This is a genomic window from Glutamicibacter sp. BSL13 (genome assembly GCF_052928425.1).
Window position 1 is genome coordinate 13,305 of the sequence record NZ_JAVGCZ010000013.1, and the last position, 23,076, is coordinate 36,380.

The 23,076-nt window shown below is 65.0% G+C and carries 19 protein-coding genes, 2 pseudogenes and 2 riboswitches; of the genes and pseudogenes, 13 read left to right on the forward strand and 8 right to left on the reverse strand.

Features of this window, described 5'->3' with window-relative positions:
- The first annotated feature begins 41 nt into the window (after positions 1 to 41).
- From RCJ92_RS03930 to RCJ92_RS03975, 10 genes are all read left to right on the forward strand, one after another.
- Complete coding sequence (locus RCJ92_RS03930; RefSeq protein ID WP_446753815.1) at positions 42 to 431, forward strand: ASCH domain-containing protein; 390 nt, start codon at positions 42 to 44, stop codon at positions 429 to 431.
- A gap of 395 nt (positions 432 to 826) precedes the next feature.
- Positions 827 to 917: riboswitch (SAM riboswitch) on the forward strand.
- A 118-nt stretch (positions 918 to 1,035) separates the two neighbouring features.
- Positions 1,036 to 2,667 (forward strand): ABC transporter substrate-binding protein, encoded by a 1,632-nt coding sequence (locus tag RCJ92_RS03935; RefSeq protein ID WP_421014721.1) that lies wholly within the window; start codon positions 1,036 to 1,038, stop codon positions 2,665 to 2,667.
- 11 nt (positions 2,668 to 2,678) lie between these two features.
- Positions 2,679 to 3,635, forward strand: a complete 957-nt coding sequence (locus RCJ92_RS03940; protein ID WP_343831634.1) for an ABC transporter permease — start codon at positions 2,679 to 2,681, stop codon at positions 3,633 to 3,635.
- Positions 3,636 to 3,649: 14 nt separating this feature from the next.
- A complete protein-coding gene (locus tag RCJ92_RS03945) occupies positions 3,650 to 4,540 on the forward strand; it encodes an ABC transporter permease (RefSeq protein WP_446753816.1) in 891 nt (296 codons plus the stop codon).
- A gap of 16 nt (positions 4,541 to 4,556) precedes the next feature.
- Positions 4,557 to 6,182 (forward strand): ABC transporter ATP-binding protein, encoded by a 1,626-nt coding sequence (locus RCJ92_RS03950; protein WP_446753817.1) that lies wholly within the window; start codon positions 4,557 to 4,559, stop codon positions 6,180 to 6,182.
- 70 nt (positions 6,183 to 6,252) lie between these two features.
- Complete coding sequence (locus RCJ92_RS03955; RefSeq protein ID WP_138174490.1) at positions 6,253 to 7,476, forward strand: acyl-CoA dehydrogenase family protein; 1,224 nt, start codon at positions 6,253 to 6,255, stop codon at positions 7,474 to 7,476.
- Entirely contained in the window at positions 7,477 to 8,895 is a 1,419-nt protein-coding gene (locus RCJ92_RS03960) for an NtaA/DmoA family FMN-dependent monooxygenase (protein ID WP_446753818.1), read from the forward strand.
- Between the two features lie 130 nt (positions 8,896 to 9,025).
- Positions 9,026 to 9,442 (forward strand): CoA-binding protein, encoded by a 417-nt coding sequence (locus RCJ92_RS03965; RefSeq protein WP_054820967.1) that lies wholly within the window; start codon positions 9,026 to 9,028, stop codon positions 9,440 to 9,442.
- Between the two features lie 94 nt (positions 9,443 to 9,536).
- Complete coding sequence (locus RCJ92_RS03970; RefSeq protein ID WP_446753819.1) at positions 9,537 to 9,938, forward strand: MmcQ/YjbR family DNA-binding protein; 402 nt, start codon at positions 9,537 to 9,539, stop codon at positions 9,936 to 9,938.
- A gap of 13 nt (positions 9,939 to 9,951) precedes the next feature.
- A complete protein-coding gene (locus RCJ92_RS03975) occupies positions 9,952 to 10,275 on the forward strand; it encodes an antibiotic biosynthesis monooxygenase (RefSeq protein WP_054820966.1) in 324 nt (107 codons plus the stop codon).
- A gap of 121 nt (positions 10,276 to 10,396) precedes the next feature.
- On the opposite strand, the gene RCJ92_RS03980 is transcribed toward RCJ92_RS03975, so the two are convergent.
- The 4 genes from RCJ92_RS03980 to RCJ92_RS03995 form a co-directional block, all read right to left on the reverse strand.
- Positions 10,397 to 12,631, reverse strand: coding sequence for a 5'-nucleotidase C-terminal domain-containing protein (locus RCJ92_RS03980; RefSeq protein WP_446753820.1), 2,235 nt, complete (start codon positions 12,629 to 12,631; stop codon positions 10,397 to 10,399).
- A 262-nt stretch (positions 12,632 to 12,893) separates the two neighbouring features.
- The gene (locus tag RCJ92_RS03985; RefSeq protein ID WP_279402474.1) at positions 12,894 to 13,103 is read right to left on the reverse strand and encodes a hypothetical protein; all 210 of its coding nucleotides are present in this window, start codon (positions 13,101 to 13,103) and stop codon (positions 12,894 to 12,896) included.
- A gap of 201 nt (positions 13,104 to 13,304) precedes the next feature.
- On the reverse strand, positions 13,305 to 14,033 hold the full coding sequence (locus RCJ92_RS03990) for an HNH endonuclease family protein (RefSeq protein ID WP_138174477.1): 729 nt from the start codon (positions 14,031 to 14,033) through the stop codon (positions 13,305 to 13,307).
- A 146-nt stretch (positions 14,034 to 14,179) separates the two neighbouring features.
- Positions 14,180 to 14,338, reverse strand: coding sequence for a hypothetical protein (locus RCJ92_RS03995; RefSeq protein WP_171021127.1), 159 nt, complete (start codon positions 14,336 to 14,338; stop codon positions 14,180 to 14,182).
- Positions 14,339 to 14,481: 143 nt separating this feature from the next.
- A riboswitch (TPP riboswitch) is annotated at positions 14,482 to 14,576 on the forward strand.
- An 81-nt stretch (positions 14,577 to 14,657) separates the two neighbouring features.
- Here RCJ92_RS03995 and RCJ92_RS04000 point away from each other — a divergent pair.
- Together RCJ92_RS04000 and RCJ92_RS04005 are read left to right on the forward strand one after the other, a co-directional pair.
- On the forward strand, positions 14,658 to 15,461 hold the full coding sequence (locus RCJ92_RS04000; protein ID WP_446753821.1) for a 3-oxoacyl-ACP reductase: 804 nt from the start codon (positions 14,658 to 14,660) through the stop codon (positions 15,459 to 15,461).
- Complete coding sequence (locus RCJ92_RS04005; RefSeq protein ID WP_446753822.1) at positions 15,458 to 16,798, forward strand: LLM class flavin-dependent oxidoreductase; 1,341 nt, start codon at positions 15,458 to 15,460, stop codon at positions 16,796 to 16,798. The genes RCJ92_RS04000 and RCJ92_RS04005 overlap by 4 nt, the downstream gene beginning before the upstream one ends.
- A gap of 14 nt (positions 16,799 to 16,812) precedes the next feature.
- Here the strand turns inward: RCJ92_RS04005 and RCJ92_RS04010 are convergent, their stop codons facing one another.
- Positions 16,813 to 17,934: a siderophore-interacting protein gene (locus RCJ92_RS04010; RefSeq protein WP_446753823.1), complete on the reverse strand. Its 1,122-nt coding sequence runs from the start codon at positions 17,932 to 17,934 to the stop codon at positions 16,813 to 16,815.
- 849 nt (positions 17,935 to 18,783) lie between these two features.
- On the opposite strand from RCJ92_RS04010, the pseudogene RCJ92_RS04015 reads away from it, so the two are divergent.
- Positions 18,784 to 19,071: pseudogene (locus tag RCJ92_RS04015) on the forward strand (helix-turn-helix domain-containing protein); the annotation flags it as partial.
- 32 nt (positions 19,072 to 19,103) lie between these two features.
- Here the strand turns inward: RCJ92_RS04015 and RCJ92_RS04020 are convergent.
- The 3 genes and pseudogenes from RCJ92_RS04020 to RCJ92_RS04030 all read right to left on the reverse strand — a co-directional run bounded on the left by RCJ92_RS04020 (position 19,104) and on the right by RCJ92_RS04030 (position 22,986).
- A pseudogene (locus tag RCJ92_RS04020) lies at positions 19,104 to 20,273 on the reverse strand (IS3 family transposase).
- 137 nt (positions 20,274 to 20,410) lie between these two features.
- Entirely contained in the window at positions 20,411 to 21,742 is a 1,332-nt protein-coding gene (locus RCJ92_RS04025) for an MFS transporter (RefSeq protein WP_446753824.1), read from the reverse strand.
- Between the two features lie 20 nt (positions 21,743 to 21,762).
- A complete protein-coding gene (locus tag RCJ92_RS04030) occupies positions 21,763 to 22,986 on the reverse strand; it encodes a M20 metallopeptidase family protein (RefSeq protein ID WP_446753825.1) in 1,224 nt (407 codons plus the stop codon).
- Between the last annotated feature and the right edge of the window lie 90 nt (positions 22,987 to 23,076).

The following is a 23,076-nucleotide window of genomic DNA, read 5'->3' on the forward strand; positions in this document are numbered from 1 at the left end:
AGGTGTTGCCTGTCGTTGACTACTTCGGGGACAGTCCCGCATTGGCCGATGCGTTGCTGCGCGCAGTTTCCGACGGGGATAAGCGCGCAACCTCGAGCCTGGAGAACGAGTACACGGCAAGCGGTGAACCGTTGCCGGAGGCAGGCGCCTATTGGCTAGCCTGCGATTCCACCGGTACGGCGCGTCTCATCCTGCAGACCACCGAGGTCACCTTGGCGGCCTTTGACCACGTGGACGCCGATTTCGCCTTTGCTGAAGGGGAGGATGACCGCTCGTTGGCCAGCTGGCGCCGCGAGCATGAGAAGTACTGGCGTCGCACCCAGCGGGTTGCTGGACACCAATGGGATCCGACCCTGACGTCGCAGCCGGGTTTCCGGGTCGTGCTTGAGCGTTTCGTTGTCGCCTGGCCTATGGGCCCCGGCAGGGCGTAGCGCCCAGCGGTTTTTCCGCGCCGGTGGATCGGCCGGCTCGTGGATGAGGAATCTGTACAGGGTTTCACAGGGCTCCAACTGCGGGACAAGGCCAAGCCGGCCCGGCCCTGCGGCTGCTGCACAGTGCTGCCCCCGGTCCGCGGAGGCGTGTAAAACCCGCGCCACCCACTACAGCGGGCGCGGTGGCACCGGCGCCACCCTGCCGGAGGAATTGTCAAGGATCTGCGGTTTTCGCCTTCACACAATGACTTACCGGCGCGTGTGACCCCATTGTTACGGTGCTGCCGAGCCTTTGTCGCCTCCTCGGTGGCGATGTGACGTCGATGTTTCGTCATGGTTGGTCACATGAATGTCCCCGCCGCACACTGAAATCACCCGGAACACCCACCGGAACAACACCATCCAGAGCGACTGAGAGACCTGGCTCGTTGACGTCGCAGCAACCACCCCGACGGGGAGCGGTGCTAAGGCCAGGACCGATGGAGATTGCTAGATTTCGCAACGGTCCCCGAACACGGGCGGATGTCTGCCTGTTTTGCCTCCCTTCGCGGGAGGGACCTGAATTCAGCGTGCTCCTCGGGCTAAACCGAGAGGAACACGGATTATGCGGCCACCACGTTTGGCGCTGAAAGCCACCGCACTGCTTGCGGCCCTGGGGCTGTCGTTGACCGCATGCGGCGGCAGCGGCGCGGCAAGCCCGAACACCGAGTCGGCACAGCCAGCCGGCGACCCGGTGCAGGGTGGAACCCTGACCTACGCCGAGGTCACCCCCATCGACAACTGGCAGACCCAGGCTGCCCGGTTCTACGAGAAGGCCAACGTGCTGAACTCGGTGCTGGACCGGCTGACCTATTTTGACGCCGAGCAGGGCAAGCTGGTGGGGTGGATCGCCAGCGGCTTCACCTCCAACGAGGCCAAGACCCAGTACACGTTCACCATTCGTGACGGGGTGACGTTTTCCAACGGCACCGCACTGGATGCCAAGGCCGTCAAGGCGAACCTGGACGCGCTGGGACTGGGCATCAAGGATGCGCAGATCCAGCCGAACGTGGATTTCTCGGCGTACAAGTCCTCCAAGGTGCTCGACGGGAATAAGGTCCAGGTCACCCTGAAGCGCCCGGACGCCAACTTCCTGCGCGCCACCTCCTCGGTGACCGCCGGGCTGGTGGCCCCCGAAACGCTGAAGCTGGACAACGCCGGGCAGTCGGCGATCTCCAAGATCGTGGGTTCCGGACCGTTCGTCTTCGCCTCGGAAAAGCCCGATGAGGAGGTGGTGTTCAGCGCCCGCGACGACTACGCCTGGGCTCCGCAGGGTGCACAGAACCCGGGGGCTCCCTACCTGGATGAGCTGGTCATCAAGTACCTGCCGGAGGTTGCGCACCGTGCCGGGGCCGCCCAGTCCGGGCAGGTGGACCTGGTGCGGGGATTGCAGCCGGTGGATGAGCAGGTGCTGAAATCCGGCGGCGGCCAGGTGTTCGCCGCGCAGGGCGTGGACTTGACCACCAACAACGCCTCGGTGCGCATTGGCTCCGGGCAGCTGACCGACGCCAAGGTCCGCCAGGCGCTGCAGGTGGGCATCGACCGCCAGGCGCTGAAGGACACCGTGCTTTCGGACAGCTATGTGATTTCCGCATCGATTCTGAACCACAAGGCCCCGGGCTTCGTGGACTTCTCCGCGGAATTGGCCTACGACCCGGCGCGCTCCAAGGAGCTGCTGGATGAGGCCGGCTGGGTTCCGGGACCGGATGGGATCCGGCAGAAGGACGGGAAGAAGCTGGAGGTCACCGTCGCCTCCTCGAACAACTCGGTGGTCATCAAGCCGGCCTTCGAACTTATTGAGCAGCAGTGGCGCGAGATCGGGGTCAAACTGGTGAACCGGGCAGCGGACAACACGTTCCTGACCAGTGCCCTGGTCGATGACAAGGTCGAATTCTTCGGCACCCGGCAGTTCGCCTACGGCGGGCTGGGGCCGGTCTTCGGGCCGGCGAACAACACCCAGACGCTGAACGCGGACGAAGAGTTGAACGAACTGTTCACCCGGGAACAGGCGGCCACCACCGAGCAGGAGCACCTGAAGCTGATCGGTGAGGAACAGCGTGCCCTGGTGCTGGACAAGGCCCTGACCCTGGTGCTGTGGGATGAGGTCCAGGTCTACGGCGCGCATTCGGGCACCCACGTCGACTTCACCTCCGGCACTGCCCCGATCTTCCAGGGCGCCTGGAAGAGCGGCAAGTAGGGGAGGGAAGCATGGGTGGATACATTGCCAAGCGCGTTGGCCAGGCCCTGCTGGTCATCTGGCTGGCCTACACCGCGGTTTTCCTGGCGGTGCAGGCCCTGCCGAACGACCCGGTGACCATCTTCCTGTCCACCGACGCCGCCGCGGACCCGGCCACCATCGCACAGCTGAAGGCCCACTACGGCTATGACCAACCGCTGATCACCCAATACCTGGGACAGCTGGGCGCGCTGCTGCGCGGAGACCTGGGCTACTCGCTGTCCTCCGGGGCGCCGGTGGCCGCCCGGATCGGGGAGGTCATCGGATCCACGCTGGTCCTGGCCGGCAGCGCCTTCGTGCTGGCCGTCCTGCTGGCGGTGGCCCTGGTGGCCGCGGCCACCCTGGCCCGTGGTGAGCGGCTGCGCCGGGCGCTGTTGAACCTGCCGCCGCTGTTCATTTCAATCCCGGTGTTCTGGCTGGGCCTGGTGCTGCTGCAGCTGCTGGCCGTGCAGCTGGGGGTGATGTCCCTGTTCCCGGACGGTTCGGCGCTGTCGCTGCTGGTGCCGATCCTGGTGCTGGCCCTGCACCTGAGCGCACCGATCGCCCAGGTGCTGCTCAAGAGCGTTCAGCAGGTCTCGGCCCAGCCGTTCGTGGACGTGCTGCGCGCCAAGGGGGCCGGGGAGTCCTGGATCTTCTACCGCCACACGCTGAAGAACGCCGCCCCGGCCGCGCTGTCGATTGCCGGGATCACCATCGGCACCCTGCTGGCCGGCTCGGTGATCACCGAGACCGTGTTCGCCCGCGCCGGACTGGGGCAGCTGGTGCTGCAGGCGGTCACCGTCCAGGACATTCCCCTGGTGCAGGGGCTGGTGCTGCTCACCGCCGCCACCTTCACCGTGGTGAACCTGCTGGTGGACCTCATCCACCCGCAGCTGGACCCACGAATCATTACCGCCCACGCCGGCTCGGCACGGGCCCTGGCCGCCTGAAGGGACAAGGGATCATGAGCGTACTGACCGAACAGAACACCACCCCGGCCGGGCTGCCGCTCCCGGAGCCGGCACCAACCACCGCGGCGCCAACACCGGGCCGCCCGGTGCGCCGCTGGCTGGGACGCTGGTGGATGCTGCTGCCGCTGGGCCTGCTGCTGGCCTGGGCGCTGGTGCCCGGCGCGTTCAGCGCAGCGGACCCGATCACCGGGATCCCGGCGCAGAAGTTGAGCGCCCCCAGCCCCGCCCACCCCTTTGGCACCGACCACCTGGGCCGCGACGTGTACTCCCGGGTGGTGCACGGCACCGGGCAAACCCTGATGACCGCGGGACTGGCATGCTTGATCGGTTCGGTGCTCGGCAGCGTGCTGGGCCTGCTGGCCGGCACCGCCGGAAGGGCGGCGGACGCCGTGGCCATGCGCCTGGTGGACGTGCTGCTGGCGGTGCCCGCGTTCCTGATCGCGCTGATCCTGGTCACCGCCACCGAGCCCGGGCCGCTGTCCCTGGGCCTGGGGGTGGGGATCGCCTCGATTGCCGCGTTCGCCCGGCTGGTGCGCACCGAGGTGCTGCGGGTGCGCTCCCACGACTTCGTGCAGGCGGCACTGATGAGCGGCGGCGGCTACTTCACCGTGCTGCGCCGGCACATCCTGCCGCACGTGATCGGACCGGTGCTGGCCCTGCTCGCCGTGGATTTGGGGGCGGCGATCCTGGCCATCTCGGGACTGGGCTTCCTGGGCTTCGGCGCCCCGCCGCCCACCCCCGAATGGGGGCTGCTGATTTCCGAGGGACGCCAGTACCTGTCGGTGGCCTGGTGGCTGACCACCCTGCCGGGCCTGGTGATCGTCACGGCCGTCATGCTCACCGCCGCCCTGGGGCGCAGCATCAACCGCGCCTTCCGCTTCTAGGACAAGGACAGTGGACATGGAAATGAACACCAAGAACACCCCCGCCGCACCGGTGGTGCGCATCGAGGACCTCACGGTACGCTACCCCGGCGGGACGGTGGCCGCCAACGGGCTGGACCTGCACATCCCCTCGGGGCAGATCCTCGCCGTTGTCGGGGAATCCGGGTCCGGCAAGTCGACCCTGACCAAGGCGCTGATCGGGCTGCTGCCGGCCGGCACCCGCGTCGAGGGGTCCATCCGCTTTGGCGGCACCGAGGTGACGAACCTGGATGTGCGCCGCTGGCGGGCCATCCGCGGGGCCGGCATCGGGCTGGTGCCCCAGGATCCGGGCTCCAGCCTGGACCCGGTGAAGACCATCGGCTCCCAGCTGATCGAGGTGTTCCGGCTGCACCCGCAGCGTTCGGTGCCCAAGGCCCAGTGGCGGTCCCGGGCCGTCGAACTGCTGGCAAGCGTGGGCGTTGACCGCCCGGAATACCGGCTGGGCCAGTACCCGCACGAGCTGTCCGGCGGACTGAAGCAGCGGGTGCTGATCGCGATCGCCTTCGCGCTGGACCCGCAGCTGCTGATCGCCGATGAGCCGACCAGCGCCCTGGACGTCACGGTGCAGCGCACCGTGCTGGAGGTATTCGTCTCCCTGGCCCGGCAAAAGGGCACCACGGTCCTGTTCGTGACCCACGACCTGGCGGTCGCCACGGACATCGCCGACCGGGTGCTGGTGATGAATTCGGGGCGGATCCTGGAGGACCGCAGCGTGCGTTCGCTGATCACCGAAAGCACCGAACCCTACACCCGGGCGCTGCTGGCCCAGGCCACCGGCAGCCGGCAACGGCCCCAACCGGTCGCGCACGCCGACATCGCGATCGACGTGCAGGAGGTGTCCAGGACCTTCGGCCGCGGCGCCACCGCCCACCGTGCGGTGCACCAGGTCAGCTTCCAGGTCCCGCGCGGCACCACGTTCTCCCTGGTCGGGGAATCGGGTTCGGGCAAGTCCACGACCGCCAAGCTGATCATGGGCCTGCTGGATCCGCAGTCCGGGCAGATCCGGGTCAACGGGCAGCGGGTGGGTGCGGCCCACGGCCGGCGCCGGCACCAGCTGTGGCGCCAGGCCCAGCTGGTCTACCAGAACCCGGACTCGGCGTTGGACCCGCGCCAGCGCATCGCATCGATCATTGCCGAGCCGTTGCTGAACTACCGGCTGGGGGACCCGCGCTGGCGTTCCGGGCGGGTGGCCGAGCTCATGGAGCAGGTCAACCTGGCCCCTTCCCTGGCCGCGGCCCGCCCGCCCCAGCTCTCCGGCGGACAGCGCCAGCGGGTGGCGATCGCCCGGGCGCTGGCGTCCGGGGCCGAGATCCTGGTGCTGGACGAGGCGCTGAGCGCACTGGATGTGCTCACCCAGGAGCAGATCCTGGCCTTGCTCCAGTCCCTGCAACGCGAGCACGGGCTGACCTACCTGTTCATTTCCCACGACCTGCATGTGGTGGAACGCATCAGCCACCATGTGGGGGTCATGCGGCGCGGGGAGCTGGTGGAGAGCGGCAGCGTGCACCAGGTGTTCACCGAACCGGCCCACCCCTACACCCGCACCCTGCTGGCGGCGAACCCCGGGCAGGTTCTGCGTGAACTGTGCCCTGCCGCCGGCTGAACCCGAGCCCGGCCGGGAAGCGCCCGGCCACCGACGAACGACGAACTTCCCCCGTCACGAAAAGAGGAGCATGAGCACCCACGCCATCCAGGCCACCAGCGACGAAGCGGTCTACCAACGCCTGCTGGAACGCTTTCGCCCGGTCTTCACCCGCATCGCCCAGGGCGCCCGGGAGCGCGAACAACACCGTGAACTGCCCTACCAGCAGGTGGCGTGGCTCAAGGACGCCGGCTTCACGGCGCTGCGGGTCCCGGCCAGCCACGGCGGAACGCCGGTGAGCCACACCGACCTGTTCCGGCTGCTGATCGAATTGGCGGCCGCCGACTCCAACGTGGCCCACCTGCTGCGCAGCCACTTCTCCTTCGTGGAGACCATCGCGCTGCAGCCCGCCGAGTTCCAGGACCGCTGGTTCCCGCGGGTGCTGGCCGGCGAAATCTTCGGCAACGCCGCCACCGAACGCGGCGGCAACGCTCTGGGCGCCACGAACACCAAGCTGATCAACACCGGGGCGGGGTGGGTGCTGCGCGGGGAAAAGTACTACACCACCGGCTCCATCTTCGCCGACTGGGTGGTGGTGATGGCCTCCACGGACGGCGTGGAGGGGCGGCAGTACGCGGTCGTGGAACGCACCGCGCCGGGCGTGCGGATCCTGGATGACTGGGACGGCTTCGGCCAGCCGCTGACCGGCACCGGCACCGCCATCTTTGAGGATGTCCCGGTGCAGGAGCAGAACATCATCCAGCGCAAGGTCGCCTCCACCCTGGAACCGGCGTTCTTCCAGCTGTGCCTGCTGGCCGTGCTGGTGGGCATCGGCAAGGCGGCCCGTGGCGAGGCGGCCGGGCTGGTGGCCGCGCGCACCCGCACCTTCAACACCGGTTCCGGGGCGCTGTTCCGCGATGACGCACAGATCCAGGAACTGGTGGGGCGCCTGGCCGCCAATGTGTTTGCCGCCGAGTCGATTGTCATCACCGCCGCCCGGGAACTGGATGCCGCCCACGATGCGGCGCTGGGGCTGGACGAGCAGCAGGCCTACCTGCGCGCCGAACTGGCGGTGCAGCAGGCCCACGTGGCCACCCCGAAGCTGGTGCTGGATGCCACCAGCGAGCTGTTCGACGTCACCGGCGCCTCCGCGGTGTCCACCAGCAAGTCACTGGACCGCTACTGGCGCAACGCGCGCACCGTGGCCACCCACAACCCGGTCGCGTTCAAGGCCCGCTCCGTGGGGGACTACTTCATCAACGGCACCATCCCCACCGGGTTGAACTCCATTGGCGAAGCGAAGGGAAAGAAGTAAATGGGAACCTTTGACCAGCGACCGCGCCTGCTGCTGTCCGCCTTCTTGATGAACACCTCCAGCCACATCCTGGGCGGCATGTGGCGCCACCCGCAGGCCCAGCAGTACCGCTTCCACGAACTGGCGCCCTGGGTGGACCTGGCCCGCAAACTGGAGGACGCGAAGTTCGACGCCATGTTCTTCGCCGACGTGGTGGGCCTCTATGGGGACCACGAGGGCGGCTGGGCCTCCCATGTGCGCAAGGGTCTGCAGGTGCCCAGCCACGATCCACTGGTGCTGCTCTCCGCGCTGGCCGCCGGCACCGGGCAGATCGGGCTGGCCATGACCAGCTCGGTCATCCAGGCCCACCCCTTCCAGTTCGCCCGCCAGCTCTCCACCCTGGACCACCTCTCCAACGGCCGGGTCGCCTGGAACATTGTCACCAGCGTCCTGGAAAACGCGCACCGCAACTTCGGGGGAGCCTCCCTGGTCGCCCACGATGACCGCTACAGCTGGGCGGAGGAATACGTGGAGGCCGCCTACAAGCTGTGGGAAGGCTCCTGGGCGGACGACGCGGTGCTGGCGGACAAGGCCAACGGGATCTACGCGGATCCGGACAAGGTCAGCAAGATCAACCACCGCGGCCAGATCTACTCCATCGACGGGCCGCACCTGGCCGTGCCCAGCACCCAGCGCACCCCCTTCCTCTTCCAGGCCGGTTCCTCCCCGCGCGGCTCCCAGTTCGCCGCGACCCACGCCGAGGCGACCTTCCTGTTCGCTCCGCACCCGCAGTACGTGGCCAAGAAGGTCGCCCAGCTGGAGACGAACCTGCAGGCGGCCGGGCGCCGCCGCCAGGACCTGAAGGTGTTCGCCGGGCTTTCCTTCGTGGTGGGCTCCACCGAGGCGGAGGCCAAGGCGCTGGAAGCCGAATACGACCAGTACCTGGACCCGCACGCGATCATCGCGCACATCGGCGGCGGGCTGGGAATCGACCTGGGCGGACTGGATCTGGACACCCCGCTGGGCCGGGTGCAGACCGAAGGCGCCCAGGGGGTGCTCGAGGCGGTGCTGGCCTCCACCCCCGGCGGCAACCCGACGCTGCGGGATCTGGCCCACTACCGGGCCAAGGCCCAGCAGCTGGTGGGAACCCCGGAACAGATCGCCGACCAGCTGGAGCGGTGGCAGGACGCGGGCATCGACGGGCTGAACATCATGAACCACGTGCTGCCCGGCTCCTACGACAACTTCATTGACGGGCTGCTGCCCGAACTGCGTCGCCGCGGACTGGCGCAAACCCAGTACACCCCGGGAAGCCTGCGCCACAAGGTGTTCGGGCGCGGGGACCGGCTGCCGTCAAACCACCCGGCCGCCGCGTACCGCGGGGCATTCACGCACTCCAGCGCCGTCAGCGGCCAACCGGAGCAGAACCTGGTCCCGTAGCCGGACACAAGACCCGGGTAGCGGCCCCTTGGATGGCTGGGGGAGGCCGGGCCGCTACCCGCACCTGAACCACCGCTGCAAGTTCGCAGCGGTGGTTTTCCCCTGCCCGCACCCGGGGTAGGGTGACGGCATGAACGCCAAACATGTCAATGATCCAGAGGTTATCCGCCGGCTGCTGACCACCCCCGCCCGCTGGGCCGTGGTGGGATTGACGAACAACCCGCGGCGGGTGGCCCCCTCCATTGCCCGCTACCTGAAGGAACAGCTGGGAATGCAGATCCTGCCGGTATCCCTGAGCGGGGAAACCGTCATGGGGGAAACCGGCTATGAGCGTCTGGACCAGATCCCCGGGCACATCGACGTTGTGGACTGCTTCGTGAACTCGGCGAAGGTCGGGGACATCGTGGACCAGGCCATCGAGGTCGGCGCCAGCGCCGTCTGGCTGCAGCTGGGCGTTGTCGACGAAGCCGCCGCGCAGCGCGCCAAGGACGCCGGGCTCGAGGTGGTCATGGACACTTGCCCGAAGATCGAATATCCGCTTCTCTAGCGCCAGTGCTGCGAAGGAGCCCACCCCAGTCCCTGCCCCGGACGGCGACTGCTACCGTGGGAACCGGACGCGGCGGAGATCCGGGACGGTGGAAATGAGCGCGCTGGAGGAACACCACGAAGTGTGGCGGACCCTGTGCCTGTCCATGCCCGGAGCCTACGAAGACTTCCCCTTTGGGGAACACAGCACCGTGTTCAAGGTTGCCGGACGGGACCGCGCCAAGGGCAAGATGTTTGCCCTGCTGATGGTGCATCTGGGCGAACTGCTGCTGAACCTGAAGTGTGAACCGACCATCGCCGAACGGCTGCGAGACGAGCACGAACAGATCACCGGCGCCTACCACATGAACAAAAGACACTGGAACTCAGTGCGCGTGGGACTGGACCCGCAGGTGATGCGCGAACTGGTCGAGGATTCCTATGACCTGGTGATCGAGGCAATGCCGGCACGTGACCGGAGCGCCATCCAAATCAAGAGACACACCGGCGGCGGCTAACTAGACTGGTGGCATGTACTTCATCGTTGTTAAGTTTCAGGTAAAGCCCGAATTCACCGACAGCTTCATGGACCGCGTCGCCGAGTTCACCCGCACCACCCGCGCCGAGGAGGGCAACTTGTTCTTCGACTGGTCCACCAGCGTCGAAGACCCGAACGAGTTTGTGCTGGTTGAGGGGTTCCGTGACGACGAAGCGGCCGCCACCCACGTCAATGGCCCGCACTTCGCCGCAGGTCTGGAAGCCATGCGTCCGGCCCTGGTGTCCACCCCGAAGATCATTTCCCGCAAGGTCGATGGTCAGGGCTGGGACGAAATGGGCGAGCTGAAGATCGACTAGTTTCTGCCGCTGAGCGACCCCGCTTCCCCGGCCGGGGTCAGGGCGTCGACACGTCAAAAGCACCGCCGCTGGCGGTGCTTTTGACGTTAATCTTCACCTTGTCTCCCTGGGCTCTCGGCCTCTAGTGGGTGTTGCCCCGGCGACGCAGCAGCACCATGAGCAGCCCAACGACCAGGATGACCGCGGCAACGATGCCGATGCTCGAGTACGCGAAGCCCGTGTCGGCCAGATCCTGATGATCGGGTGCCGGTGACTGGGAAGCGTCCGGGCGTGGCGGCGCGGGGCTTTGGGTTGACTGGGTCGGCGACGGCGACGCCGACGGGGACGCCGTGGGCGAGGCGCTCGGCTGCGGGCTGGGTTCCGTGCTCGGCGTGGTGGGTGCCTCGACAGCTACCGTGAGCGGCACGGAAATGTCCTCCCGGCCCACCTGCGAGATCACCAACTGGTACTGGCCTTCCTTCAGCTTTTGAGGGGCGGTCAGCTGGAAGGAGGTGGAGCCGGCGCCATCGGCCGCGGCGATGTCCTGAACTTCAACCTCCCCGTCGAAGGCGCTGGCCGAGATCTTCGCCCCGGGCTCCAAATCGGAAACCGCCACCTCCAGGGTGGCGCCAGGAGCGAGGGTGGGCGAGGAGAGGCTCACGGTGGCCCATTCGGTGCCCGCCTGCACGGCGCGGCCCAGCGGCGCTGGATCCACGACGTCGTGGGACTTGAAGTAGTTCACCGTGGCGTCCAGGTCCACCTGGCCGCTGTCGGCATGGTCCTTGGCTTCGGCGAAGGCCGTGAAGTTATCCCCGCCGGAGGCCAGGAACGCGTTGGCGGCGACCCGAAACGTGTCAGACTCGGCGACGGGCTTTCCGTTGAAACTCACCGACGTGATGTGCTCACCGCGGGCCGCGTCCTCCACGTAGGTGTAGCTCAGTCCTTCGGAGATCCCCAGGTGCAGCTTTTCACGGGAAGCTCCTTCCGGCTGCCATTGCTGTTCGAGCACTTCATACAGCTGGGCGCCGGTCATGTCCATGGTGATCAGCGTGTTGGCGAAGGGCTGTACGTCCGCGGCGGCCTTGTAGGTGACGATGCCGTTTTGGCCGTACAGCAGATCAGCGCGCAGACCACCGGGGTTCATGAAGGCGATTTGTGCCGGGGCCCCGCCGAAGTCCTCGTTGGAGGTCGCCCACAAGTGGACATCGGCGATGGTGTTACCCAGGGTGGATTCCACGCCGCGGTCATCACCTGCCGGTTCGCCGCCGCGCAGGATGTCGGCGCTGATGGCGCCGATTTCCTGCTGGCCTACTTCTTCGGATTCGGCAACGGCCTTGTCAACAATCTCTGTGACGGCAGCGTTTGGCTTGAAAGCCGAGCTGCCTTCGGCAGCCAAGGGGACAAGCTTGGTGTCCGACTGCGTGACCGTGCCGTCGCTGGCATCAATGCTCAGGGAGATTTCGCCCAGGGTGGTGCCGTACTGATGCGCCTGGATCACCGGCCGGGTTTGGTCAGTGCCCGCGATTGGCACTGAGCAGTGGTAGGGCTTATGGGTGTGTCCGGAAATGATGGCGTCGATGTGCTCATCGGCATTGCGGATCAGCTGCCCATAATCCGTTGATTCCTTGGCAATCGTGTCACAGGCCGTGCTTTCGGATCCGTCGTGGGTCAGCAGCACCAGCACGTCGGCTTCACCGTTCTTCTTGTCGCCGTCGCTCAGCTTCTCTGCCACCCGGTTGGCGGCCTCGAGCTGGTCGCCGAAGGTGAGGTCGCTGATCCCGCTGGGGCTAACCAGCGTGGCCGTGTCCGCGGTGACCGTGCCGATGAACCCGACCGATACACCGTCTACTTCGCGGATTGTGTACTCCCTGAGGGCCGGCTTGCTGGTGCCCTTCTCGTATACGTTCGCGCCGAGGGCATAGTCCGCCCCCTCGGCTCCTTCGGCTTCGGACTTCGTGCCGTAGCGGGGGATTACACGCTCCTGCAGGTCCTGGAAGCCGCGATCGAATTCGTGGTTGCCCACCACCGACAGGTCCAACCCGGCGGCGCCGAGCGCGTCAATCGTGGGCGCATCCTGCTGTGAAGCGGAGGCGAACGTGGAGGCACCGATGTTGTCGCCGGCCGAGACAAAGAGGGTATTCGCATTCTCCTGCCGATATTTTGCGACCGCTCCGGCCAGTACTGCAGCTCCGGCAGATTCGCCCTCGGCCTGGATGCGTCCGTGGAAGTCATTGATGCTCAGCAGGTTGAGCTCTACTTCCTTGGCCGGACTTGGCTCGGTGGGCGCTGCCTGCGCGCCAACGGCGCCGGAGGCAATGAGCGAAAAGGACGCCAGGGCAGTGAAACCGACCCTGGGCAGGCGTCTGGAGGTAGACATGGAAAATCCCCTAGAGGTAAACAAGTGATCGTCACATGTTTATCCCACGGGAGTGAACCTGTCGATACTTTTTGATGAAGTGTGGGGTTGATGTCGGGGGCCGTTCACGTGGCCTCGCTTCACACGGCCCTCCCGCAGCGGGTCGGCCTGGGCGGCTCTCATCGCGAAATCCGCGCCATAGTTTGACTATCAAGCAGATCTTTCACGTTCACCGTGTGATCGTGGCCGGCTTCGGTGCAGATCCGCAACGGGGGCATGCGGATCATTCGCCGCTGGGTGGCCCCACCCGCGAGGCTCCCACGATTCGTCCGACCAGCGTGCATACGGCCAGCACGAAGAGCAGGTATGCCCCGGTAAGCAGGCCGTAGGCCAACTCACGATGCTGGACGTTGAGGGCAAAGATGAAGACCGCGGCACCGCACACCAAAAGCGCAACCCCCAGAAGCCGCATCTTCATCTCCGCATCACGCATCCCTTGTTCCGTAGACCACGCTGTCCCGTGAAAAACCAATGACTGTAATTACAATAATTGCACAAATGGTTGTCCGAAGGAATCCTCCGAAAGGACTAGATGTGCCTGCTCACCTACCGCAGTGGGATGAAGCGGCGCCTCGGGGAGCAGGGTAAACCTAGGAAAAACCGGTTCACCGCCGTGAGCCGGGGGTGTGCGCGGTTAGAGGCAGCTGCGCAGGATCTTCTCAATGGCCGCCTGTTCGGCCTTTGTCATCCACGCGTCATATTTCGCCTTCACCTGCGTCTGACGGGAAACGTAGCTGCACCGGAAGGAGCGGTTGGGCGGCAGCCACGTTGCCGCGTCCTTGTCGCCCTTGGATGCATTGGTCGGGCCATCCACAGCCATCAGGTTCAGCGGGTCGTTGGCAAAGTTCAGGCGGGTTTCGGCGTCCCACTGCTGGGCGCCCTTCTGCCAGGCATCCGAAAGCGCCACCACATGGTCGATCTGCACCGCGCTGCTGGTTCCCTGCCCGCGCACAAAGGAGATGCTCTTGCCGGTGTAGGGGTCATCAAGTACGCCGCTGAGCACCACGCATTCAATGCGTCCCTCCCGGTATTCCACGTCCTTCAGGTCCCGGGCGAGAATGTCATTGCGCGCGTCGCACCCGTTGCGGTCGGGGTCCTTCCAGCCCTTGCTGAATTCCTCGCGCGAGTACCCGGTCTTCGGGGCGCGGCCCTTGACGTCGATTTCCTCAAGCAACGCCAGCGATTCTGCGAACTCAAGGCTTTGCTCTTCGGTGATGGGGCCGCCGGTGGAGGGGGCTTGTGACTGCGTTTGCCCTGGAGCGGCGTCGGGGTTGAAATCGCTGAGCGTCCCGGCCGAGCATGAGGTCAGTGACAGTGAGCCAAGCAAGAGGGCCAGGGTGATGAAACGACGCGGGCTGCGCATGCGGTAGAAGGTTCCCTTCGATGCAGTGGGCGCACCAAAAATAAGGTGCTGCCTGTGGTGTACAGCCAGCACCTTATCGCTTCGGGGCGACACTATCGCCCGAACCGCCGGGGCACCTTTATGTGGTGTCCGTGACGCAGACCGCGCTAGTTGGTCGCGGTTCCCGGATCCTCGTCCTGGCCCGGACGGGTGTGCGATGCCCCGCCCTCATCACGCCACTTCTTCAGCTGCTCGGGTGACACTTCGCCGGTGTCGATGTTTTCTGGTGCGTAGGGGTCCTTGCCCTTGTCATTTACCGTGTCCATATCCTCACCGTAGGCCGGTTCCGGCAAAGCGACAAGGAGTCCGGTCCCGTCCGTTTTCGTAACGGCAACGGCGCGGCCTTGGCATTGTCCGGGTCAAAAAGTCTCCAAGTCGGCGCCTGGTCGCTGGATGTGGTAGGAATGGGCTTAGTGACACGGGGTGCCGCCGCAGCGGCTGAGAAAACACCCGTCGAACCTGCACCAGTTAGTACTGGCGAAGGGAATGTCCTGGATTCCACGATGCCCCGCACCTTTGAGTGGCTGCGGCGTATCCACACCGGGTTCCGTTCGCCTTGACCCACATTCAAGGAGTTCGAACACCATGAATACACAAACCACCACCGTCGAAACCAGCAACAGTGCTCTGCCCCTGGCAGAGCAGCAGGTGTTGGTCACCGGGGCCGCGCGCGGGCTGGGCGCGGCCATCAGCACCGCCTTCCTGGACGCCGGAGCGAACGTGGTCCTCAACTACCACTCCTCGGGGCAGGCCGCCAACGATCTGGCTGCCCGCTACCCCGAACAGGCCCTGGCCGTACAGGCTGATGTGCGTGAAGCCGGGCAGCTGAAAAACCTGGTCCGCCAGGCCGAAGAGCACTTCGGCAAGCCGCTGACCACGCTGGTCAACAACGCGCTGGTCGACTTCTCCTTCAACGGGGACGCCCGGCCCAAGGCTGGCGAACTCAGCGCGGCCGATTTGAGCAAACAGTTCACCGGGTCGGTGCTGGCCCCGGTCGCCGCAATCCAGGCCGTGCTGCCGAACATGCGCAAAGCCGGTTTTGGACGGATCATCAATATCGGCACGAACCTCTTCCAGCATCCGGTGGTCCCGTACCACGACTACACGGCCACCAAGGCGGCACTGCTGTCGCTGACCCGCACCTTCGCCGATGACCTGGGACCCGAGGGGATCACCGTGAACATGGTCTCGGGCGGACTGCTGCGCACGACCGACGCCTCCGCGGCCACCCCGGAAGAGGTCTTTGACTTCATCGCCTCCGGCACACCGCTGCGCAAGGTCACCAGCCCGGCCGAACTGGCGGACGCCGTCCTGTTCTTCGCCTCCCCCTGGGCCCGCGGCGTGACCGGACAGAACCTGATCGTGGATGGGGGACTGGTCAAGGGATGAGCCCCAAGCAATTGAAACTGAACCTGTTCATCTACGGTGCCGGCCACCACCAGGCTGCCTGGCGAGACCCGGACTCCGCTGCCGAACGCCTGGGCGACACCAGGTACTACACGCAGCTGGCGCAGACCGCAGAGCGCGGGCTGCTGGACGCGGTGTTCCTGGCCGACGGCCAATCCGTCTCCCCGCAGGCCGCAAAGGCCGGACCCACCTGGTTCTACGAGCCGCTGACCCTGCTCTCGGCGTTGAGCCAGCACACCGAGCACATTGGCTTGGTGTGTACTGTCTCCTCCAGCTTCTACTCCCCATTCCATGCCGCCAGAATGCTGGCCAGCCTGAACCACCTCTCCGGCGGGCGGGCCGGGGTCAACGTGGTCACCAGCATGTGGGATGCCGAGGCGCAGAACCATTCGATGCCCGGGCTGGGGGACCATGACACCCGATATGCGCGAGCCGATGAGTTCATTCAGGTGGTGCGCCGACTGTGGGATTCCTTCCCGGCCCAGGCCATACAGGCCAGCCGGGACGGGGACTTCGCCAACCCGGAACTTCTGCAGCCCATCGAACACGTGGGGGAGCACTTCACGGTGCGTGGCCCCCTGAACGTTCCCGGCGGCCCGCAGTGGGCCCCGGTGTTGTTCCAGGCCGGCTCCTCCCCGCAGGGTCGGGAGCTGGCCGCGAAATATGCCGAGGCCGTGTACGCGGTGGCTGCCGATCGGCAGATGGCCCTGGAGTACGGTACCGACCTGCGCTCCCGGATCGCCGCGGCCGGACGCGACCCGGAAGCGGTGGCGATCATGCCGGGGCTGGTGACCTACGTGGGGCGCACGCATGAGGAAGCCCGGGCCAAGCAGCGCCGGCTGAACGAGCTGCTGCCCACCGGTGACGCGCTTAAGCAGCTGGGCGTCTTCGTGCAGCAGGACACCTCCGGGTGGGACCTGGATGCCCCGGTGCCCGAACTGCCGCCACTGCACAGCTTCACCGGACCGAAGGGACGCTATGCCACGATCCAGCGGCTGATCGCCGTGCACCAGCCCACGGTGCGCGAACTGCTGGGGCTGCTGGCCGCCGGAGGCGGACACGCCACCATGATCGGTACCCCGCAGTCCATTGCCGATGAGATGGAGCAGTGGCTGGACTGCGGGGCGGCGGACGGCTTCAACCTGATGCCGCCCACTCTGCCCGCCGGCATCGAGGATTTCGTGGACCTGGTGATCCCCGAACTGCAGCGCAGGGGACTTTTCCGCACCGCGTACTCCTCCTCGACCCTGCGCGGGCATCTGGGACTGGGCCTGCCCGCATCGTCCTGGCCCCGCGAAGAAGCTAACCAGCCCAGATAGCGGCCGGGGCCGGTTCAACGCGATCGGGTCCGTAGCGTCCAGTAGGAGGAGACGTGCACCCGCTTCTTGTCCAGGCCCCAGCCAGCGACGATGCGGGAGATCGCCTTGGCGGCAGAGCGCTCGCCGTGGGCGATCACCGTGCTCTGTGGCGGGGGAGTGGGCAGCTTTAGGAAAGCTTCGGCCAGCAGGTCGGTGGTGCCCGGAGGCTGTCCATTGCGGTGCAGCCAGCGCAGCTCCACTCCCGCAGGGTGGGGGATCTGCAGTTCGCCCTGCGGCCCGGCCACCTCCAGCAGGGCCACGCCCTGCGCCGTCTCGGGCAGGGCGGCAAGGGCGCGGGACACCGCTGGGATCGCGGTTTCATCGGCGCCGAGGACGAAGTACCGCGAGTCCGGGTCCGGGCTGAACTTGCCGCGGGCCGCCGAGATCACCAGCCGGTCCCCGGGGCGCGCGGCCTGCGCCCACTCCCCGGCCGAACCGGGTTGATCATGCAGCACGAAGTCGATGGCCAGTTCCTGCGCGGCGCGGTCCACCCACCGGATGGTGTAGGAGCGGGAGCGGGGCACCAGGTGGCGGGGCAGGTGCTGCCGCAGCGCCTTAATGTCATAGGGCGGTTCAAGGCCCAGCTGGGGGTCGGCGAAGTAGACCTTCACATATTGGTCGGCCTTCGTGTTGGGCTGGAAACCGTCCAGCTGTGGTGCTCCGGCGATGATCCGGAGCATTTGCGGGCTCAACTGCTCGCTCCGGCGGATCTCCAGCACGTGCTGGCCCTTGCCCTGCGCCGGCGCCACACGGGGCTGGTCGGATTCGGGGGCGGTGGCGACCGGCGCCTCGGCGGGCTCCCCTTCACTGTGGGGTGCGTGGAGCGCGGACCCGTGCAGCAAGTTGCGGGCTTCGAGCAGGGCCGCGGCGGCCCCGGCACGTGCGGCGGCCGCCCTAAGCTGCTCCCGCTGCTCTGGACTCAACTCGAAGCCAGGGGTGTCGGCGTACTTCAGGGCCTTCCTCACCGCTTTGCGCCCGGCCTTCGCCCCGGCCTGCTCGGCGCGCTCAAGCACCTGCAGGACGAACAGATCCGCGCCGCCCGGAGCCCCCTCGCCTCGTCCGGGGCGCGGGTACTTCTGCCTCTGGTGCTTCGACATCTGCCGGCTCCTTTCGAATCATGCGCGGGTATCGGGTGGCGGTGCCGCACTGGCCCGGCCCACCGCGCTTGGGCCGGCACCTCGAGTCTGCGCGCTGCCGAGCGGGGATACAAGATGGGGCGGCTCACCTCGGCCACCGACGTGACTCTCCATAGCGCCGCCCTACCTCGCACTATTCCACGGCTACCGTGAACATCAAGGCTGAAGAATGGAAATTTTGCTTGAGCGTTCCATTAGCTGTGTCATGTGTTGACTTTGGTGATGAAAGAAGGGCTGAACTGGCATGGAGGCGTTTATGATTCGTTGGAGATCAGTGCCGCTCGGCCCAAACACTGCGGTGTAAAGTCCTAAATTCCCCTGTGAACGGATTGTTCGAAAGGACTTGATAGTGGCCAAGCTGCCTCGTGCTCGCGTCACTGCGATTTCCCGTAAGGAGATTCTTTAGCGCGCGTTGAGCGCGCTGATGTGTAGCCCGTGAGTCAGCAGTTGCCAGGGCCACGCACCAGCGCCATAGTGAACGGCAAAGCAGAGCCGGGAAAACCCCACCACCGTGCTGCTCGGTACGATCTACGCCCGCTACGGCGGGGCCGGGGTATTGGCCTTGAATAACAACCAAACCCCGGGCCCCCTGGACTGGCGCACCGAACATGACCCGCACAGATTGTCGGAGCCGCTGCCTGAATCCGAAATGCTCTTGGATACCCGAGCCTAAACGGCAGACCTAGGTGTACTGCCCAGGGACGTTGGTTGAATTCCTGCGACGACACGATATGAATTGATGGGATGACGAAGGCCTCCTGATGTGGAGTGGAGCTGTCTAAGTAACCGCTTCACAAACAGGAGGCCCTCATGTCCCACGCTAACGCAGCGCTGACCCCTAAAGCACGTTTGCGACTGGCCCAGCTCATTGTCGAGCACGGCTGGAGCGTGGCCGCCGCCGCGAAACTATTCATGGTCGCCTGGACCACAGCCAAGCGGTGGGAGCAACGCTACCGCGAGCACGGCAAGGACGGAATGAACGATCGTCCCAGCAGGCCGCGCACCAGCCCGAACCGCACCACCACTTCGGTGGTGAAGAACATCGTGTCCCTGCGCTGGCGCAAGCGCCTGGGCCCAGTCCAGATCGCCTACCGGCTGGGGTCTGCTGAAGGTTTGGTTGACACCGGGGTTTATGCCGCCAGAGCGACGGGCTCGATCATTCTAGCTTCGAACTGGACAGGAGTCAGTTTCCCCAGCCTGCGTTGCTTGCGTTTGCGGTGATACTTCCCCTCCACCCACCCCACGATCGCCGGGCGCAGTTGCTGGCGGGTGGTCCACCAGCGACGATCCAGCACGTTCTTCTGCAACAGGCTGAAAAACGATTCCATGGCCGCATTGTCACCGGCCGCACCGACCCGGCCCATCGACCCGACCAACCCGTGGGCTTCCAGGGCCTGGGTGAATTTCCGGGAACGGAATTGACTGCCACGGTCGCTGTGCACCCCCACGTGGGTGTCCACGGTGCGCCACCGCCATCTGCAGGGCGTTGACGGCCAGCTGGGCCTTCATCCGCGAGTCCATCGAGTAGCCCACGATCCGGTTGCTGAACACGTCCTTGATCGCACACAGGTATAGCTTGCCCTCACCGGTGTGATGCTCCGTGATGTCGGTCAGCCACAGCTGGTTGAAGTGCTCGGCGGTGAAATTCCGCTGCACCAGGTCATCATGCACCGGCGGACCAGTCGGGGTGCACTTGCGCCGACGCTTGCTGGTCACCGAGCTGATTCCCGCCTTGTTGCACAGCCGGCACACCCTGCGCTCGGAGACCTGGTAGCCCAGGTCCTCTAGGTCATCGGCCAGTACCCTGTACCCGCCTTCGGGGTCGTCTTCGTGCAGCTCACGCAGCTTCGCGGTCAGCTCCTGCTCTTCAACATCCCGCGCCGAGACGGGACATTTCAGCCACTTGTAATACGCCTGGGTACTGAATCCCAGGACCTAAGCACGTCACCACCACAGGCACACGTTTCCTGCCTGTTCTGGCGATCAATTCACGGACGAGCGGGCCCATTATTTTGGGGAGCGGATATGCGGCTGGGAGAGGTACGCTGCTGCTTTGCGCAGCACCTCGTTCTCCATCTCCAGCTCCCGGATTCGTTTGAACGCCTGGGACATTTCTTTGCGTTCTTCCGGGTCGGTGGACGGTGTCATTCCATGGGAATGGAACCGAGTATCGCGCACCCAGGACTGCAGCGCTGTCCTGAGATCGCCAAATCCTGATAGACCTGCTTCTGGGGAATCCCTGATTCCACCAGCGCCACGGCATCGCGCTTGAACTCATCGGTGTAGACATTCTTGGGCATGGGGTCTTCCTTCGTTTGAGCGCAACCTTATCGAGGTTATGCGGTCGAAGTATCAACCAAACCTTCAGCAGACCCCACGCCCTAGCGCCTAGGAGCGCTTCGGCACCGGATGGCACAGCTAGGACTTTTGACGCAGGCTAATCCGTCAGTTCCTTGCCGCGGGATTCAGTAATGGCCCATGCCGTTAGAGCCGATATCAGCAGCAGCACAATCGAATAGATCGAGAAGACCGTTCCTCCATATTCACCGAACCAGCTATCCAGAGCTGCTTGGAGATATGCCGCTGTCCCGCCGAACAAAGCTACGCACAGGGCATATGGCGCGGCAACACCGATAGTGCGAACCGATGTGGGGAACAGCTCGGCATAGACCGCGGGCATGATGGCCGCCGAAGCGGATATGAAGATCAACATGACCGACATGGCGATGAATAGTTGCCACCATTCACCATGCACGACGAAGGTCATCGGGAACTGCATTGCAGCAGCACCAATAGACGAAATGATCAATACCGGACGCCGACCAATGCGGTCCGACAGTTTACCCCAGAATGGGAGTGCCGCCATGAAGATTAGGTTTGCCGCTACGCCAACCCAAAGGGCCTCGGATGGTTCCATGCCAAGGCTAGCGATTGCATGCGCAGGGGTGGCAACGGACCAAATATAGTAAACCACGGTGAGGCCGACTGTCAACCCGATGACTTGAAAGGCTTTTGTTCGGTTGGCCATGAAGTCTTTGATGAGCGAGGCCTTCGGCTGTGTAGCTTGCTTCTCGGCCTTCTTGTGCTTCGTGAACTGCTCAGTTTCCTTCAAACGTGCTCTCATGACGAGGGTGTATAGTCCGAAAACAGCTCCCAATGCGAAGGGAATGCGCCAGCCGAACCCGTTCATTTGCTCGGTGGTTAAGACCAAGGTGAAAATGGCTCCGAGCAAGGTGCCAAAGACGATGCCAGCGGTCCCTGAGAAGTAGATCAGCGTTGCGTATAGGCCGCGTTTCGGTGCCGGTGCCATCTCGGCCAGGTAGGTCTGGGCGCTGGGAAGTTCGCCGCCGTGGGCCAAGCCTTGGATGAGTCTGGCGATCAGGAGCATCACCGAGGCAAATGCACCCACGGCTGCGAAGTTCGGGGTCACTGCAATAATCAACGATCCTAACGCTGCCAGGCCGACAGCCAACGTCATCGAGGTCTTGCGACCGATGCGGTCACCGATCACGCCGAAGAGCACTCCGCCCACCGGTCGCGCTACGAAGCCCACGGCGAAGATGGCCATGGTTGCGAGGAAGGCGCTGGTCGCGTCTTGCGGGGAGAAGAGGTTATTGGCGATATACGGGGCGAAGGTGGCGTAGATGGCCCAGTCGAACCATTCAACAGCGTTGCCGGCACCGATGCCGAAGAGGCTCTTTGTCAGTTCCTTGCGGTTATGCGGTCGGTCAGTAGTCGACGCCGCGCCGCCGAGTTTAGGCGTTTCCATGAGATTTCTCCGGTCCGAGGTTAGTTGGCGGACAATTCAGCGAGCTTGCTGATGGCCAGATGTGTGTAGAGTGCGGTGCCCTTAGGCAGAACCTCATCGGAGAATTCTGCAAAAGGTGAATGGTTGAATTGTGCGTCGGAAGCCTCGACGCCCGGTGCCAGCGCTGACAGGAATATAAAGGCTCCGGGAACATGTTCGAGGACCCGGGAAAAATCTTCCGATCCCGCGAGCGGGTTTGCCATCTGCGCATATGCTGACTCGTCGAAGAGCTCCACCACGGCACGGCTGGCGAAGGCAGTCTCAGATTCGTGGTTGATTGTCACCGGATATTCCGGGCGCAGTTCGATTTCAACGTCTACGCCATGCGCTGAGGCAATGCCACGCAGCAGGCGCGGGAGTTTTTGTTCTAATGCTGCAAAGGTCTCGCGGCTGAATGAGCGGACGGTAGCTTCGAAGTGCGCGGTTTCGGGGATAACATTGCGGGCATGGCCGCCCTCAAAGACTCCTACGGAGATCACCACTGGATCGAAGACGTCGAACCTGCGTGTAACCATCCCTTGCATCGCAGTGACCATTTCCGCGGCAACATAGACCGGATCCTTGGCCAGGAATGGTGCGGAACCGTGTCCGCCCTGCCCGTGCACCGTGACAAAGAGACCAGCTGAAGAACTCATCACCGGGCCGGGACGGCTCATAAACTGTCCAGAGGTTCCCAGCGCGCTCATGACATGCAACCCAAAGGCTGCGTCTACCGTTGCGCCGGCGGCTTCAAGCACTCCCTCGCGGATCATGTGGCCGGCACCGTCGAATCCTTCCTCGCCAGGCTGGAACATGAAGACGACATCGCCGGCCAACTGGTCGCGTCGATCCGCCAAAAGCGTCGCCGCTCCAGCGAGCATGGCAGTGTGCAAATCGTGGCCGCAGGCATGCATCGTATTGCCCGTTTGGGAGGCGTAGGAAACGTTGGCCTTTTCCCTTACTGGCAAGGCATCCATGTCGCCGCGCAGTAGGACGCTGGGAGCATTGTCCCGCACGGCACCGCCACGCAGCACAGCGGTGACCGAGCTCAGCTCTTGTCCCAGAGTCACCTCGAATCCTAGCGGTTCGAGCCATTCCAGGACTCGCTGTTGGGTCAATGGCAAATCAAGTCCGACTTCCGGTTGACGGTGAAGCTCATGGCGAAGCTTCTGGATTTCAGGCGCCAGGTGCTGGGCATCGCTGACAATGTTTTCCGAAGAGTACATCGCGGACCTTCTTTTCGTTGACAAGGAGGCGTCTTATGAGGCCAATCACACTGTTTATCATCAGGTACTTTAGAACGTGCGCCTGTAGAT